Annotated in this window: 16 protein-coding genes and 1 tRNA gene; 5 read left to right on the top strand and 12 right to left on the bottom strand. The window is 67.3% G+C overall.

The annotated features are described in order from the left end of the window. From sphsw_RS18995 to sphsw_RS14930, 4 genes are all read right to left on the bottom strand, one after another. Positions 1-257, bottom strand: a 257-nt coding sequence (locus tag sphsw_RS18995) for a PAS domain S-box protein (protein WP_042467453.1), incomplete at its 3' end; no start/stop codon positions are given. A 187-nt stretch (positions 258-444) separates the two neighbouring features. After that, positions 445-1020: a GNAT family N-acetyltransferase gene (locus sphsw_RS14940; RefSeq protein WP_042467450.1), complete on the bottom strand. Its 576-nt coding sequence runs from the start codon at positions 1018-1020 to the stop codon at positions 445-447. A gap of 164 nt (positions 1021-1184) precedes the next feature. Next, positions 1185-1259: transfer RNA gene (locus tag sphsw_RS14935), tRNA-Glu, on the bottom strand. 113 nt (positions 1260-1372) lie between these two features. Continuing rightward, positions 1373-2746, bottom strand: coding sequence for a class II 3-deoxy-7-phosphoheptulonate synthase (locus tag sphsw_RS14930; protein ID WP_031441317.1), 1374 nt, complete (start codon positions 2744-2746; stop codon positions 1373-1375). Between the two features lie 207 nt (positions 2747-2953). Here sphsw_RS14930 and sphsw_RS20095 point away from each other — a divergent pair, with 207 nt between their 5' ends. Then, on the top strand, positions 2954-3109 hold the full coding sequence (locus sphsw_RS20095; RefSeq protein WP_200874049.1) for a hypothetical protein: 156 nt from the start codon (positions 2954-2956) through the stop codon (positions 3107-3109). Positions 3110-3146: 37 nt separating this feature from the next. On the opposite strand, the gene sphsw_RS14925 is transcribed toward sphsw_RS20095, so the two are convergent. Together sphsw_RS14925 and cysS are read right to left on the bottom strand one after the other, a co-directional pair. Further along, positions 3147-4085, bottom strand: coding sequence for a D-2-hydroxyacid dehydrogenase (locus tag sphsw_RS14925; protein WP_031441316.1), 939 nt, complete (start codon positions 4083-4085; stop codon positions 3147-3149). Between the two features lie 61 nt (positions 4086-4146). After that, positions 4147-5601 carry a cysteine--tRNA ligase gene (gene cysS, locus sphsw_RS14920; protein WP_031441315.1) on the bottom strand — a complete coding sequence of 485 codons (1455 nt, stop codon included), beginning with the start codon at positions 5599-5601 and terminating at the stop codon, positions 4147-4149. A gap of 186 nt (positions 5602-5787) precedes the next feature. On the opposite strand from cysS, the gene rpsU reads away from it, so the two are divergent. Together rpsU and sphsw_RS14910 are read left to right on the top strand one after the other, a co-directional pair. Beyond that, positions 5788-5994 (top strand): 30S ribosomal protein S21, encoded by a 207-nt coding sequence (gene rpsU, locus sphsw_RS14915; protein ID WP_031394635.1) that lies wholly within the window; start codon positions 5788-5790, stop codon positions 5992-5994. A 133-nt stretch (positions 5995-6127) separates the two neighbouring features. Further along, entirely contained in the window at positions 6128-6697 is a 570-nt protein-coding gene (locus sphsw_RS14910) for an FKBP-type peptidyl-prolyl cis-trans isomerase (RefSeq protein WP_031441314.1), read from the top strand. Positions 6698-7140: 443 nt separating this feature from the next. On the opposite strand, the gene sphsw_RS14905 is transcribed toward sphsw_RS14910, so the two are convergent. After that, the gene (locus tag sphsw_RS14905) at positions 7141-7386 is read right to left on the bottom strand and encodes a hypothetical protein (protein ID WP_031394633.1); all 246 of its coding nucleotides are present in this window, start codon (positions 7384-7386) and stop codon (positions 7141-7143) included. 169 nt (positions 7387-7555) lie between these two features. Further along, positions 7556-8356 (bottom strand): metallophosphoesterase family protein, encoded by an 801-nt coding sequence (locus sphsw_RS14900; RefSeq protein WP_042467448.1) that lies wholly within the window; start codon positions 8354-8356, stop codon positions 7556-7558. A gap of 92 nt (positions 8357-8448) precedes the next feature. On the opposite strand from sphsw_RS14900, the gene sphsw_RS14895 reads away from it, so the two are divergent. Beyond that, positions 8449-9531: a M48 family metallopeptidase gene (locus tag sphsw_RS14895; protein ID WP_152555520.1), complete on the top strand. Its 1083-nt coding sequence runs from the start codon at positions 8449-8451 to the stop codon at positions 9529-9531. On the opposite strand, the gene wecC is transcribed toward sphsw_RS14895, so the two are convergent. Both wecC and wecB read right to left on the bottom strand, forming a co-directional pair. Beyond that, the gene (gene wecC, locus sphsw_RS14890; RefSeq protein ID WP_031441311.1) at positions 9528-10823 is read right to left on the bottom strand and encodes a UDP-N-acetyl-D-mannosamine dehydrogenase; all 1296 of its coding nucleotides are present in this window, start codon (positions 10821-10823) and stop codon (positions 9528-9530) included. The two genes, sphsw_RS14895 and wecC, sit on opposite strands and share 4 nt — an antisense overlap. A 12-nt stretch (positions 10824-10835) precedes the next feature. Beyond that, on the bottom strand, positions 10836-11987 hold the full coding sequence (gene wecB, locus sphsw_RS14885; protein WP_042467447.1) for a non-hydrolyzing UDP-N-acetylglucosamine 2-epimerase: 1152 nt from the start codon (positions 11985-11987) through the stop codon (positions 10836-10838). Between the two features lie 124 nt (positions 11988-12111). Between wecB and galU the strand changes: the two genes are divergently transcribed. Next, complete coding sequence (gene galU, locus sphsw_RS14880) at positions 12112-12981, top strand: UTP--glucose-1-phosphate uridylyltransferase GalU (protein WP_031441309.1); 870 nt, start codon at positions 12112-12114, stop codon at positions 12979-12981. Positions 12982-13039: 58 nt separating this feature from the next. Here the strand turns inward: galU and sphsw_RS14875 are convergent, their stop codons facing one another. Both sphsw_RS14875 and sphsw_RS19920 read right to left on the bottom strand, forming a co-directional pair. Continuing rightward, a complete protein-coding gene (locus sphsw_RS14875) occupies positions 13040-13795 on the bottom strand; it encodes a HesA/MoeB/ThiF family protein (RefSeq protein WP_031441308.1) in 756 nt (251 codons plus the stop codon). Continuing rightward, the coding region (locus tag sphsw_RS19920; protein ID WP_052380963.1) for a hypothetical protein at positions 13792-14201 on the bottom strand (410 nt) is incomplete at its 5' end. The genes sphsw_RS14875 and sphsw_RS19920, both read right to left, overlap by 4 nt.

Below are 14201 nucleotides of genomic sequence, written 5' to 3'. Positions count from 1 at the left end.
TCGAGATCGGCGCGCGGCTTGCCCGCCGCGACGTCTTCGGCCGGGTAGAAGATCGCGGCATCGCGGCCGATGATCTCGGCCTCGGTCCATCCCTTGATCCGCTCGGCGCCCCGGTTCCAGATCGTCACGCGCCCCTGCGGGTCGAGCATGTAGATCGCATAGGTCGTCGCCGCGTCGATCAGCAGGCCGAGTTCCTCCGCCAGCACGGCGGGACGTCCGGCAGCCGGGTCGCCCATATCGGACGGATGCGCGATCATGCGGGTGGGGCGGCCGGTCGGGCTGGGCGCGTGCGGTTCATCGGGCTCTGGGCCTTGTCCGGCAGTCGGGTCCGATACGCCGGCGGCCAAGATCATGGTCGCCGGTACGGAGCCGGCCTGCATGATAGACCAGAACCGCCGCACCGGCCACCGCCGGCCGCTCGCATGCCGCTGTGACCAGAACGGGTCAGGCGGGCGGCGATGCCAGCGTCAGTCGCAGGATCATCGCGGAGGGATCGCCAGGGCAGGGGGCGGCCGTCCAGCCCCGCTCGCGCTCCATGTCGATCGCCTGGTGATTGTCGCGGCTCTCGATCGATTCGAGCGTGCGGAGGCCCTTGGCCCGCGCGAAGATCGCGACGTGATCGAGCAGGACCCAGCTGATCCCGCGTCGCTTGAAATCGCTGCGGATCGCGACCGCGACCTCCGCGCGCAGGCCGTCGTCATCGCCGACCATCATCGCGGTCGCGAGGATCCGGCCGCTGCCGATCTCGCAGGCGAGGAAATGCTCGCTATGTTCGTGATCGACGCGCAGCAGCGCGAGCAGCTGTTCGTGCCCGACATGGTCGATCGCGCTGAGGAACCGGAAGCGCAGATCCTCCTTGCCGACATGCGTGAAGAAGTCAGCCAGCGCCGCCTCGTCGTCCGGCGTGATCGGGCGGACGTGAAACGCGTAGCCGGTCCGGGTCGTCAGATCCGCGCTCCAGTCGGTGGCCGGCGCGGGGAGGGTATCTGGCGAATCGGTGTTGCGGGCGGCATCGGCCATGCTGGCATCCTTCCACGGGGTGCACGCCCTCGAAAATGAGGACGGCCCCGGGTAGCGCCCGCTCGCTCGTCGCTGCACCGTCGGGAAACACGTAGCGACACGGTTGCCGCACACGACGAACGGCGCGATCCGATAGAAGCCAACGATGTCAGGATGTGTGGACTTGGTGACCCCTACGAGAATCGAACTCGTGCTTACGCCGTGAGAGGGCGTCGTCCTAACCGCTAGACGAAGGGGCCGTGTAGTCGAGCCGCGCTCCTACGGAAGCGGGGCGCGGGCGTCAAGGCGGTGCGGCGGCAAAATCGCGCGACGTGCACGTTTTGCCGCCGGATCGCCTTGACGATCGTCGTCGTCAGGCAGCGACCTTCTTGCGCTCGGCCATTTCGGCGTTGAGCATTTCGGCCAGAAGAAACGCCATCTCAAGGCTTTGGCTGGCGTTCAGGCGCGGATCGCAATGCGTGTGATACCGGTCCGCCAGGCTCTGCTCGGTGACGTCGACCGCGCCGCCGGTGCATTCGGTGACGTTCTGCCCGGTCATCTCGATATGGATGCCGCCGGCATGCGTGCCCTCGGCGCGGTGCACCGCGAAGAAGCCGCGGACCTCGGCGAGGATGCGCTCGAACGGCCGTGTCTTGTAGCCATTGGCCGCCTTCACGACGTTCCCGTGCATCGGGTCGCACGACCAGACGACGGGATGCCCCGCGCGGGTCACCGCACGGACGAGCTTGGGCAGCGCGGCCTCGATCGAATCATAGCCATAGCGCGTGATCAGCGTCATCCGGCCGGGGATGCGCGCGGGATTGAGCGTGTCGAGCATCCGCAACAGCGCGTCCGGCTCGAGGCTCGGGCCGCATTTGATGCCGATCGGATTGCCGATGCCGCGCAGATATTCGACATGGCTCGACCCCTCGAATCGCGTCCGGTCGCCGATCCACAGGAAATGCGCGCTCGTGTCGTACCAGTCGCCGGTCAGCGAATCCTGCCGGGTCAGCGCCTGCTCATATTGCAGCAGCAACGCCTCGTGGCTGGTGTAGAAATTGGTCTGGGCGAGCTGCGGCACGGTTTCCGGATCGATCCCGCAGGCCGCCATGAACTCGAGCGCCTCGCCGATCCGGTCCGCGGTCTCGGCATATTTCTTCGACCAGGGGCTGCGGCCCATGAAGTCGTGCGTCCAGCGATGCACCTGATGCAGGTTGGCATACCCGCCCTGCGCGAACGCGCGGAGCAGGTTGAGCGTCGCCGCCGACTGCGAATAGGCGCGGATCATCCGCTGCGGATCGGGGGCGCGCGACTCGGCCGTGAAGGCGATGTCGTTGACGTTGTCGCCGCGATAGCTCGGCAGCTCGACGCCGCCGATCGTCTCGGTATTGGCCGAGCGCGGCTTGGCGAACTGGCCCGCCATGCGGCCGAGCTTCACGACCGGCAGCTTGGACGCGAAGGTCAGCACGACCGCCATTTGCAGGATGACGCGGAAGGTATCGCGGATGTTGTTCGCGCTGTGCTCGGCAAAGCTCTCGGCGCAGTCGCCGCCCTGGAGCAGGAACGCCTTGCCCGCCGCAACCTCGGCGAGACTCGCGGTCAGGTTGCGCGCCTCGCCGGCGAAGACGAGCGGCGGAAACGTCGCAAGCTGTGCGGTCGCGGCGTCGAGCGCGCCGGCGTCGGGATACGAGGGGAGCTGGCGGGCTTCGTGCGTGGTCCAGCTGTCGGGGGCCCAGTTCGCGGCCATAATTGTTCGTCCGATTGGTGAATTCGAGGCGCGGCCATGCGCCGAATCGGCTTTTGGCGCAATCAAGTAAAGCTTGCAGGCGCACGAGTACCGGATCCAGGGCTTGGCTGATTGCAGCGAGCCGGTCGGTCAGGGTTGCCCGAGATTGTATAGAAAGCGCTTCTCAATGTCGGGCAGGTTTGGCACAGGGCGACGATGGATCTTCCCTTGCGAATTATCATTGCATTTTCGATCGTTGGCGTCGGTGTCGCGATCGGCGTGCCCGTCCTGATCATGATGATGAAGCGCCGCCGTCGCGACAGGCGCCGCCGTCGCGGAATCAAGGACTATAACAGCCCGAACAACGGCACCGCGCGCAGCTGATCGTGCGACCGCCGGTGCCTGCCACCGACGCTATCGTTCAATAGCCCGCTGCAAGATCAGCGACGTTCCGCATCGCGGACCCCGCGCGGTACGCCTGCAGATTGTCGAGGAACATCGCCGCTCCGCGCTGGAACATCCTCGTCTGGCTGCGACCCGACAGATGCATCGTCAGGATCGTGTTGGGCGCGGACCACAAGGGGTGATCGGCCGGCAACGGTTCGGGATGCGTCGGATCGAGGAACGCCCCGCCAATCTGTCCCGAACGCAGGGCGGCGAGCAACGCCTCGTCGTCGATCATGTCGCCGCGCGCGATGTTGATCAGCCATGCGCTGTCCTTCATCGCGGCAAGCTCGCCGCTGCCGATCAGCGTCTTGGTTGCATCGGTCGAGGGCGCGGCAAGCACCACCCAGTCGAACTCCCCGAGACGGCCGCGCCAGGCATCGGGCGTGAGCGTCCCGTCGCGCCCGGTCCGGGTCACGCCGGTCACGTCGACGCCAAAGGCGGCGAGCCGATCGCCGATCATCGCGCCGATCGTGCCATAGCCAATGACCAGCGCACGCGTGTCGGCAAGCTCGATCTTGCCTGGCGCGTCCTTCAGCCAGACATGCTCGTCCTGCGCGCGGAGGACGGTGTCGAAGCGCTTGGCGGCGACGAGTATCCCCATCACCGCATATTCTGCGACCGCGACGGCGTTGATGCCCGCACCGTTGGTCAGGATCACGCCCCGGTCGTGCAGCCATGCAAGCGGGAAGGCGTCGAGTCCCGCATAGATGGTCGACACCCATTTCAGCTGCGGCCCGGCGGCGCGAATCGCGTCCGCCACCAGGTGAGTCGGCTGCATGTCGACCCAGGCGATGTCCGCATCGGCGATCGCCGCATTCGCCTCGCTGGGCGTTGCAAACCATTCGACGTCGAGATCGGACGGCAGATGCGGTTCGAGCAGCGGGCGGGCGGCGGCGGGGAGGACGGCTTTCATCCCCGCCTCTGTACCGCGCTTCGGGTGCGACGCCAAAGCGCGGAGTCGTCTCCGCCGCCAATCAGCCGATCCGCCAGTCCCAGCCGAGCGGATCACCGTCCATCACCTCGACCCCGGCGCTGGCGAGGTCGTCGCGGATAGCATCGGACCGCGGGAAGTCCTTCGCAGCCCGCGCGGCGCGGCGCTCGGCAAGGCGTTCGTCGACGGCTGCGGCGTCGAGCGTGGCCGAGGCCGGCCGGACGCGCAGATCCTCGCGGCGCAGGGCTGCGAGATCGAGTCCCAGCACCGCATCGAAATCGGCCAGCGCGGCGAGTCGGTCGGCGGGCGACAGCCGCTTGTCCGCGAGCAGTTCGTCGAGGACCGGCAAGGCGCGCGGCGTTGCGAGGTCGTCGCAGACCGCGATGTCGAGTCGGTCGCGGTAGCCGGCGAGCAGCGCGCGGACGGCGTCGGTCGCGGGTTTGGCGGGATCGCTGGATGCCGCACGGTCGCGCAACGCCTGCACGGTGAGCGCCAGCCGCTTCAGCCGCGTCGTCGCCGCCGCCAGATTGTCCCAGGAGAATTCCAGCTCGCTGCGATACTGCGCCTGCAGGCACATCAGCCGATAGGCGAGCGGGTGGAAACCGCGATCGATAAGCGTCTGGAGCGTCGTGAACTCGCCGCCGGATTTCGACATCTTTCCCGAGCGTTCGACAAGAAAGTTGTTGTGCATCCAGAGGTTCGCCCCGGTGTCCGCACACCCGCAACGCGCCTGATTCTGCGCGATCTCGTTCGGGTGGTGGATCTCGCGGTGGTCGATGCCGCCGGTGTGGATGTCGAACTGCGGGCCCAGATATTTCTGGCTCATCACCGAGCATTCGAGATGCCAGCCCGGCGCACCGCGTCCCCAGGGCGAGTCCCATTCCATCTGGCGCATCTCGCCGGGCGCCGATGTCCGCCAGATCGCGAAATCCTGCGGGTGGCGCTTGCCCGCGACCGGATCGATCCGGCTCTCGCCGGCATCGTCGTTCGACCGGGCAAGCCGGCCATAGTCCGGGACCGTGCTGGTATCGAAATACAGCCCGTCCTTGAGCACGTAGCAATGCTCCGGCGCGATAGCCTCGGCAAAGGCGATCATCTCCGCGATATGGTCGGTCGCGAGCGGGAAGCGGGTCGGCGTGCGGATGTGGAGGTCGATCAGGTTGCGTTTGAAGGCTTCGGTGTAATGTCTTGCGATTGACCAGATATCCTGCCCGCTGGCGCGCGCGGCGGCCTCCATCTTGTCGTCGCCCGCATCGGCATCTGACGTCAGGTGGCCGACATCGGTGATGTTGACGATGTGCGTGAGGCCAAAGCCCTTCCACGTCAGCGTCCGCGACAGCGTGTCGGTAAAGACATAGGCGCGCAAATTGCCGATATGCGCATAGTTGTAGACGGTCGGTCCGCAGGAATAGAGCCCGACATTGGCGGGATCGATCGGCGCAAACGGCTCGAGCCGGCGCGTCAGGCTGTTATACAGGGTCAGGGCATGCGTGGTCATGCGCGGCTCTTAGCGCTGGCTTGGCAGGCCCGCAAACCGCCTCCCGACGTGAACCCCGACACTGACCGGGCGGGTTTGGCTTGAAACAGCGGGCACACGCTGTTAGGGGCTCCCGTTCATGCGGCGCGGACTTGTTCGCGACGGCACTATCCATTCGTATCTATTCGACCGGAGCTTAACGGGTTTATGCAAATCATCGTCCGCGACAACAACGTCGACCAGGCCCTTCGCGCGCTCAAGAAGAAGCTGCAGCGTGAAGGCGTGTATCGCGAGATGAAGTTGCGCCGCCACTACGAGAAGCCGTCGGAAAAGCGCGCTCGCGAGCGTGCGGCTGCGATCCGTCGTTCGCGCAAGCTCGAGCGCAAGCGCGCCGAGCGCGACGGCGCACGCTAAGCTTCGCCTGCAGTAGGAACCCTCGGCTGCACGCGCAGCCAGGGTTTTGGGGGCCGCGTCACCGCGGCTCCGATTACGAATTCTACGGCACGCGCGGCGCTCCGGCGTGACCAGATGACCCGGGGTTTGTCCGATGTCGACCGTCACCGCCGTTCCGCTGCAGCCGACCAAGCGCAGCTATCTGATCTATCTGTGGCTGGGCATCGCGCTCGCGCTGATCGGCGCCGTCGCGCTTGCGCGCCAGGGTGACGATCCGCTGACCCGCAACGGGCGCGCCAAGGGCGTCGTCACCACCGCCTCGGGCCTCCAGTACAAGATTCTGACGCCGGGCAAGCCCGGTGCCGCCAAGCCGACCGATGCCGACGTCGCGCTGGTGAATTACGAGGGCAAGCTCCTCAACGGCACCACCTTCGACAAGTCGCAGCAGCCGACGCCGCTGCCCGTCACGGGCGTCGTCCCCGGCTTTTCCGAAGCGCTCAAGCTGATGCCTAAGGGCGGCAAGTACCGCTTCTGGCTGAAGCCCTCGCTCGGCTATGGCGACAAGGTCAGCGGACCGATCCCGGCCAACTCGACGCTCGTGTTCGACGTCGAACTGCTCGACTTCCTGCCGCAGAGCGTCGTCCAGCAGATGCAGGCGCAGCAGCAGATGCAGATGCAGCAGGGTGCGCCGGGCGCCGGCGGCGCGGTACCGCAGCCGCGCTGATCGCCTCGTCGGGCGGTGCGCCGCCCGACCCGCCGGACTCGGCATCATGATACAGGGCCGTCCGTGACTGATCGTCGCGGGCGGCCTTGTTATGTCGGCGTGACGCGGATCATGCAGGGTTCGGCCGACGCGCCCGGTGACGCTTCGATTATCTCGCGCCCGCACGCCTTGGCCAAGGGTGGGCGCGCCGCGTCAGGGGTCAAACACCATCCGGCATTACAGCGGCATGGCGGATCGTGCCCGACCGCTGACGCCCGTGTCCGCGTCTCAGTCTCGCACATCGTCGCGGTCTATGGTCGATCGCAGTGTCACACGGTGGCTTGCGAAGCCGTGCACGGCGGGGAGGGGGCGCTGGAACATCGCCGCATCCGCCCCGGGCCCATCTGCGGCAGGCAAAAAAATAGCGGCCCGAAGACCGCTATTTTCCCGAACTGAGCCTAGGCTTAGTTGCTGTCGCTGTCGTCGTCGTTATCGGCAACGATAACGATGCCGCCGACAACGGCTGCTGCTGCGAGGACTGCAACGATAACGCCGCCGCCTGCAACCTTGTTCTTCTTTGCGGTAACCGAACCGGCGCGAGCCGACTTCGAGACCGAAAGGCTTGCTGCCGAATTAACCGGTGCTGCCATGGCCGGAGCAACTGCCATCGTGGCTGCTGCTGCGGTCAGGAGATACTTCCCAAGACGCATGATGAACTCCCTTTGTGCTCGTCGCGTAGGTCTTTGGCACGAAACCTGACCTTGCGCAACCGAGGTAACTGGAACGGTACGGAAGAGTTCCATACTGTTGCGAGCGGGCAACATGCCCTGATCGCCCTGGGGGTATACCCTATTGTAGTAAGACGAGAAGGCATAGTTTTCAGGATTCGAGAGAATTTTCCGACGAGCCGGGGCGGGGTGCCGTCTGCAACGTCCATGTGCGATCGCCCTCGATTCCCAGCGCAGTCAGCCGACCGGTCGCATAGGCGCCCGTATCTATGCCGATACGATGCGCCATCGTCTGGACCTCTTCGATCACCGTGTGGCCATGGACGATCATCTTGTCGAGCGGGCTGCGATGATCGAGAAAAGGATCGCGAATCCAACGCAGATCCGAACCGCGCTGGTCTGCGAGCGGCGTTCCCGGACGGACGCCCGCATGCACGAACGCATAGTCGCCGATCGTGATCAGATCCTCGAAGCCCGCCAGGAACGCGCGATGCGCCTCGGGTACGAGCTGCGCGAGACGCTGCACCAGCTCCTCGTAATCGAGCCGCTCATATTCCGCCGCATCCATGCCATAGCTCAGCACCGTCTCGCGACCGCCGATCCGGCAGAAGAGGCGTAGCGCCTTGGGCTCGCCGTCGAGCGCGCCGAGGAAGATCTCCTCGTGATTGCCCTGCAGGAAGCGCACGTCGGCGCGCGCCGCGGCATAGCCGATCAACCGATCGATCACCGCGGCCGAGCCCGGACCCCGATCGACGATATCGCCCAGGAAGATGACCGTCGTCTCCGCCGCACCGCGCGCCGCATCGTCCGCGTCGATCTGCGCGATCAGATCGTCGAGCAGATCGGCACAGCCATGGATGTCGCCGACCGCATAGACGCGCCGGCCTTCAGGGATCGAGCAGGACCGGCCCGCGGATCGCGGGGCCTTGGACCGAAAGAATCTTGAAATCATAAAGTCTATATCCGTTGGCACCGCACATAGAGGCTCGGGCGCGCCGTCGCAACGCGGCGCGGTTCGTCGACTCCTGCGCGAGGGTGGATGGCGTGCGGCTGAAAGCCGTCTATCAGGGCTGCATGTCGATCGTCATGCGTCTCCTGCCCGCAGTCCTGCTAAGCGCAGGTGCGGCCTCCGCGGTTCCGCCGCCGTCCGTCTCCCTCGCCGGCACCACCGCCGCCCCGGCTGCAGCACCCGCGGAGGCCCCGCCCAGGGCATTCTTCGAAGCACTGCGCGCCGCGGATCTGCGGCTGGCGACGATCGGATACCGACTGACCTCCGCCAATGCGGCGTTGTGCGATCGTCTTCAGCCGCAGATCGGCATGCCGATCCATGCGCTCAACCAATATAGTGCGGAGGCCAGGCCGAATGCGATCGGCGTGTTCGGGTTCGAAACGCTGCTGGGGGTCGAGGCGGTGGTCGCCGACGGACCGGCCGCGCGCGCAGGCGTCCGGTCGGGGGATTCGATCCAGCTGCTCGCGGGCAAGCGGCAACCCGGGATCGGTGCCGCGGACACCGCGGAAACCCCCGCCGACCGCGACGCCGCCGAGGCGCTGATCGCAGCGCAGCCGCCCGGCGCACCGATCGCGATGACGGTCCTGCGCGACGGGCGCGCGGTCACGGTCTCGATCCCGGCTGTCGCGGGATGCCGCTCGCGATTCGAGATCCTGCTCGGCAGCGGCCTCGATGCGAGCGCGGACGGCGCGGTCGTCCAGATCGGCGAGAAGTATTTCGAGGGCTATAGCGATGCCGAGATCGCGGTCATCGTCGCGCACGAGCTGGCGCACAACATCCTGCGCCACCGCGACCGGCTCGACGCGGCGAAGATCAGTCGCGGGCTGATGGCGGAACTCGGCCGCAACGGCCGGCTGATCCGCCAGACCGAGGACGAGGCGGACCGGCTCAGCGTCTATCTGCTCGCCAATGCCGGCTATGATCCGCGCTCGGCGCCGCAATTCTGGCGCGAGAAGGGGGGCACGATCGACGGCGGTCTCTTCCGCAGCCGCACCCACGCCTCGTCCAAGGCGCGGGCGACCGCGCTCGACGCCGTCGTCCAGGACATTGCCCGCCGCCCCGAACGGCCGATCCTGCCCGCCGACGTCCTCGCGCTACGGACCCAGCCGCTCCGCTAGCCGGCGATCCGCGCCGCCGACTGTGCGGGACTGCGTGGCTGGTCGGGCCAGATCCCGCGCGTATCGAGCACCGTCTTCTCGCTGCGCTCCTCGAGCGGGATCGAGCGGAAGACGTCGTGATCGACCAGCACGACCATGATCGGGCAGGTCTCGATCGCGGTGTCGACGTCGATCAGGGTCGCGCCGGTGCCGTCGAACGCCGGTGGCAGCGCCGCGGCATAGGGCTCGACGATCCGGACGCGATCCCCGAAGCGATTCGCCACCGCCAGCGCGACCTTCATCGCCGGGCTCTCGCGGAAATCGTCGATATTAGCCTTGAACGCGAGGCCCAGGCACGCGACCGGCGCGGTCGGATCCGCCGCGATCATCGCGGCGACCTGCGCGATGACGTGATCGGTCTTGCCGTCATTCACCTCGCGCGCGGTGCGGATCAGCGGCGTCTGGTCGGGGGCGGCATGGACGAGAAACCAGGGGTCGACCGCGATGCAATGCCCGCCGACGCCGGGCCCGGGCTGCAGGATGTTGACGCGCGGGTGGCGGTTGGCGAGCCGGATCACCTCCCAGACATCGACGTTCATCGTGTCGGCGATCAGCGACAGCTCGTTGGCGAACGCAATGTTGACGTCGCGAAACGCATTCTCGGTCAGCTTCGTCATCTCCGCGGCGCGCGCGGTCGTCGTGACGCACGCGCCGCGTACGAACCTGCGATAGAAGGTCAGCGCCTTGCGCGCACAGCGCGGCGTGATCCCGCCGATGACGCGGTCATTGTCGATCAGCTCGACCAAGATACGTCCCGGCAGCACGCGTTCGGGGCAATAGGCGATCGCGATATCGGCCTGGTCGCGGGTCCGCCCGGGCACGCGCAGATCGGGGCGCAAAGTCGCCAGCAGGTCGCGGACCTTCTCGGTCGTCCCGACGGGGGAGGTCGATTCGAGGATGACGGTATCGCCGGGCTTCAGCACAGGCGCGATCGTCGTCGCGGCCCCCAGGACATAGCTGATGTCGGGCGCGTGCGCGGCGTCGAACGGGGTCGGCACCGCGATCACGAAGACGTCGGCGGGCTCGACCGTCATCGCCGCGCGCAGCGTACCGCGCGCCACCACGCCCGAGACCAGACCGTCGAGATCGACCTCCTCGATATGCACGCGCCCCGAATTGATCGTCTCGACGACGCGTTCGGTCACGTCGACGCCGAGCACGCGCGCGCCGGTCCGCGCGATGATCGCCGCGGTGGGCAGGCCGATATAGCCCAGTCCCATGACGACGACGTTCAGTTCAGTATCGGAAAGCATGACAGATGATCCTCAACGATGGTCCGGTCGGCCGGCGGCCGCCTGGGCCATGGTCTGGGCGATGGTCTCGGCGATCCGGGCAGCAGCATGACCGTCGCCAAACGGATTATGTGCGCGCGCCATCGCGGAATAGGCGGCTTTGTCGTCGAGCAGCGTGAAGATTTCGGAAACGATGCGGTCCTCCGACGTCCCGACCAGCTTTGCGGTACCCGCCTCGACGCCCTCGGGGCGCTCGGTCGTCTCGCGCATCACCAGCACCGGCTTGCCGAGCGCGGGCGCCTCCTCCTGCACGCCGCCCGAATCGGTCAGGACGATCTCGGCAAGCCCCAGCGCGCGGACGAAGCTCGGATAATCGAGCGGCGCGATCCGCGCGATATCGGGCTGGTCGCCGAGAATGCGGTCCATCACCGCGACGACATTCGGGTTGGGATGCACGGGAAAGACGACCGCGACGTCATCGCGCGCGGCGATCCGCGCGATTGCCCGCGCGATCCCGGCCATCGCGTCGCCGAAATTCTCGCGCCGGTGGGTCGTGACGAGGATGATCCGCTTGCCCGCAGTATCCGCCACGACCGGGTCGAGCGCGGCGCCGAGCGCCGGATCCGCCGCCACCCGCGCATGGGTCCAGTGCAGCGCGTCGATCACCGTGTTGCCCGTGACGTGGATCGTCGAGGGGGCGATATTCTCGCGCAGCAACGCGTCCGCGGCGGTCTGGGTCGGTGCGAAGTGCAAGGCGGCGATCGGCGCGACGATCCGCCGGTTCACTTCCTCGGGCCAAGGATGATGGATGTCGCCCGAGCGCAGCCCCGCCTCGACATGCGCGACCGGGACCTTGCGGTAATAGGCGGCGAGCGCGCCGGTCATCGCGGTCGCGGTGTCGCCCTGGACGACGACCATGTCGGGCTGCTCGGCGTCCATCACGTCGCCCAGCCCGACCAGCAGCCGCGCGGTCAGCCGATCGAGCGTCTGCCCCGGCTCCATCAGGTCGAGATCGATATCGGGGGACAGCCCCGCGATCGCGAGCACCTGGTCGAGCAGTCCGCGATGCTGTGCGGTCACGCAGGTCCTGACGACCAGCCCCGGCTGCGTCTGCAACGCCCGGATGACCGGGAAGAGTTTGATCGCTTCGGGGCGCGTCCCGAAGATGACGAGTATTTTTGACATGGAACCCGCCTACACCCCACGTCTTTAATGACGCGCTAACCGCCGCAGTTGATTTGCCGAGTCCGTTCGGCGGCTTTATGCACCCGCAACGATCTGCACCCGCAACGATACAAGGGACTACTGAATGACGATCAAACCGCTGCGCAAGGCCGTATTCCCCGTTGCTGGGCTTGGCACGCGATTCCTTCCGGCGACCAAGTCGATGCCCAAGGAGATGCTGACCGTCGTCGACAAGCCGCTGATCCAATATGCCGTCGAAGAGGCGCTGGAAGCGGGGATCGAGCAGATCATCTTCGTCACCGGCCGCGGCAAGGGCGCGCTCGAGGATCATTTCGACATCTCCTACGAGCTCGAGGCAACAATGCGTGCGCGCGGCAAGTCGCTGACCGTGCTCGACGGCATCCGCCAGAAGCCCGGCTCGCCCGTCTATGTCCGCCAGCAGGAGCCGCTGGGTCTCGGCCATGCGGTCTGGTGCGCGCGCGACATCGTCGGCGACGAGCCGTTCGCGGTGCTGCTCCCCGACGAGCTGATGGTCGGCAAGCCCGGCTTCATGAAGCAGATGGTCGAGGCGTATAACAAGGTCGGCGGCAACGTCATCGGCGCGCTCGAGGTCGCCGATTCGGAAACCGACAAATACGGCATCATCTCGCCCGGCGCGACCGACGGTCGCCTGACCGAGGTCACCGCGCTGATCGAGAAGCCCGCCAAGGGCACCTCGCCATCGAACCTGATGATCCCGGGCCGCTACATCCTCCAGCCCGAAGTGATGCGCATCCTCGAAGGGCAGGAAAAGGGCGCCGGCGGCGAGATCCAGCTGACCGACGCGATGGCGCAGCTGATCGGCAACCAGCCGTTCCACGGCTTCACCTTCGATGGCCAGCGCTACGATTGCGGCGACAAGGCGGGCTATATCCAGGCCAACCTCGCGCTCGCGCTCGCACGCGACGATATCGGCCCGGTCGTCCGCGCGTTCGCCAAGACGCTGCTGGGCTGAACGATCTGCACGATGCGGGGCGGGTGGGTTCAGCCCATCCGCCCCGCATGTTTTCGGATCAGTCGCCGCCGCAGCAGGGGCAGCCGGGGTCCTTGGGCAGCCGGATCGTCCGGAAGCGGAGCGATAGCAGGTCGATCAGCAGCAACTGCCCCGCCACATCGTCGCCGAACGGCGCGACCGCGCGAATCACTTCCAGGGCGGCCAGGCTGCCGACCACGCCCGTGACGGGGCCGAGGATGCCGTCCTCCGCACAGCTCGTCTCGGCACGCTCGGGATTCTCGCCGACGAAACAGCGATAGCAGGGCCGGTCGGGCTCCCAGCCGCGATAGACGCCGAGCTGGCCTTCGAACTGGCCGACCGCCGCCGAGACCAGCGGGATCCGCGCCGCATGCGCCGCATCGGCGACGACGAACCGCGTCGCGAAATTGTCGCAGCCGTCGAGCACCACGTCCGCGCCCGCGATCAGCGCGCCGATATTGCCCTGGTCGACCCTCAGGCGGTGCGTGTCGACCGCGACGTTCGGATTGATCCGGCGTAGCGCCGCGGCCGCGGCCTCGACCTTGGCGAGACCCTGGTCTTCGGTGCGGAAGATCGTCTGACGCTGCAGGTTCGACGTCTCGACCGCGTCGTCGTCGATCAGCACGAGGCGCCCGATCCCAGCGGCCGCGAGATACTGGATCGCCGGCGAGCCGATGCCGCCGGCGCCGATCACGACCGCCGTCGCGGCCTTCAGGCGGAGCTGACCGGTGCCGCCGAACTCGCGGAGAACGATGTGCCGGGCATAGCGCGCAAGTTCGTCGTCGGAGAGCGTCATGCCTTCCACGCGAACACCATCGTCGTGCGGTACCAGCTGTCGGTGGCGGCGCCGCGCAGATCGACATTGTTGCGCGCCGCGCCGAGCAGCAGGCCGGCGGCGAACTGCTCGACCGTCGGACAATCGATCGCGCGCGGCGTCACCCGTCGCACCCGGCCATCCGCCGCGGCGAGCAGTGCGAGGTCGAGGTTCAGCACCCAGCCCTGCGGCGTCCGCGTCGCGCCACCGCACCGCCCGGCAAGCACCTCGCGCTGGACGAACGTGCTGGCATCCAGCGACGGGGCAACCGCGCGCCGCAGCCGCAACACCGGCAGCGCGCTCCAGTCCTGTGGCGGCAGCGGGACGCCACCCGTCACCTGCGGCGGCGCGGACGGCGCAGGCGCGGGGGGCAGGGTCGGAACGACGG

Source organism: Sphingomonas sp. FUKUSWIS1 (assembly GCF_000733135.1).
Classification (GTDB): Bacteria; Pseudomonadota; Alphaproteobacteria; order Sphingomonadales; family Sphingomonadaceae; genus Sphingomonas; species Sphingomonas aerolata.
This window is presented reverse-complemented; position numbering and strand designations above follow the sequence as displayed.

Coding starts and splice junctions, on each gene's coding strand:
- sphsw_RS14940 (WP_042467450.1), bottom strand. CDS start 1,020: ATGGCCGATGCCGCCCGCAACACCGATTCGCCAGATACCCTCCCCGCG.
- sphsw_RS14930 (WP_031441317.1), bottom strand. CDS start 2,746: ATGGCCGCGAACTGGGCCCCCGACAGCTGGACCACGCACGAAGCCCGC.
- sphsw_RS14925 (WP_031441316.1), bottom strand. CDS start 4,085: ATGAAAGCCGTCCTCCCCGCCGCCGCCCGCCCGCTGCTCGAACCGCAT.
- cysS (WP_031441315.1), bottom strand. CDS start 5,601: ATGACCACGCATGCCCTGACCCTGTATAACAGCCTGACGCGCCGGCTC.
- rpsU (WP_031394635.1), top strand. CDS start 5,788: ATGCAAATCATCGTCCGCGACAACAACGTCGACCAGGCCCTTCGCGCG.
- sphsw_RS14910 (WP_031441314.1), top strand. CDS start 6,128: ATGTCGACCGTCACCGCCGTTCCGCTGCAGCCGACCAAGCGCAGCTAT.
- sphsw_RS14905 (WP_031394633.1), bottom strand. CDS start 7,386: ATGCGTCTTGGGAAGTATCTCCTGACCGCAGCAGCAGCCACGATGGCA.
- sphsw_RS14900 (WP_042467448.1), bottom strand. CDS start 8,356: ATGATTTCAAGATTCTTTCGGTCCAAGGCCCCGCGATCCGCGGGCCGG.
- wecC (WP_031441311.1), bottom strand. CDS start 10,823: ATGCTTTCCGATACTGAACTGAACGTCGTCGTCATGGGACTGGGCTAT.
- wecB (WP_042467447.1), bottom strand. CDS start 11,987: ATGTCAAAAATACTCGTCATCTTCGGGACGCGCCCCGAAGCGATCAAA.
- galU (WP_031441309.1), top strand. CDS start 12,112: ATGACGATCAAACCGCTGCGCAAGGCCGTATTCCCCGTTGCTGGGCTT.
- sphsw_RS14875 (WP_031441308.1), bottom strand. CDS start 13,795: ATGACGCTCTCCGACGACGAACTTGCGCGCTATGCCCGGCACATCGTT.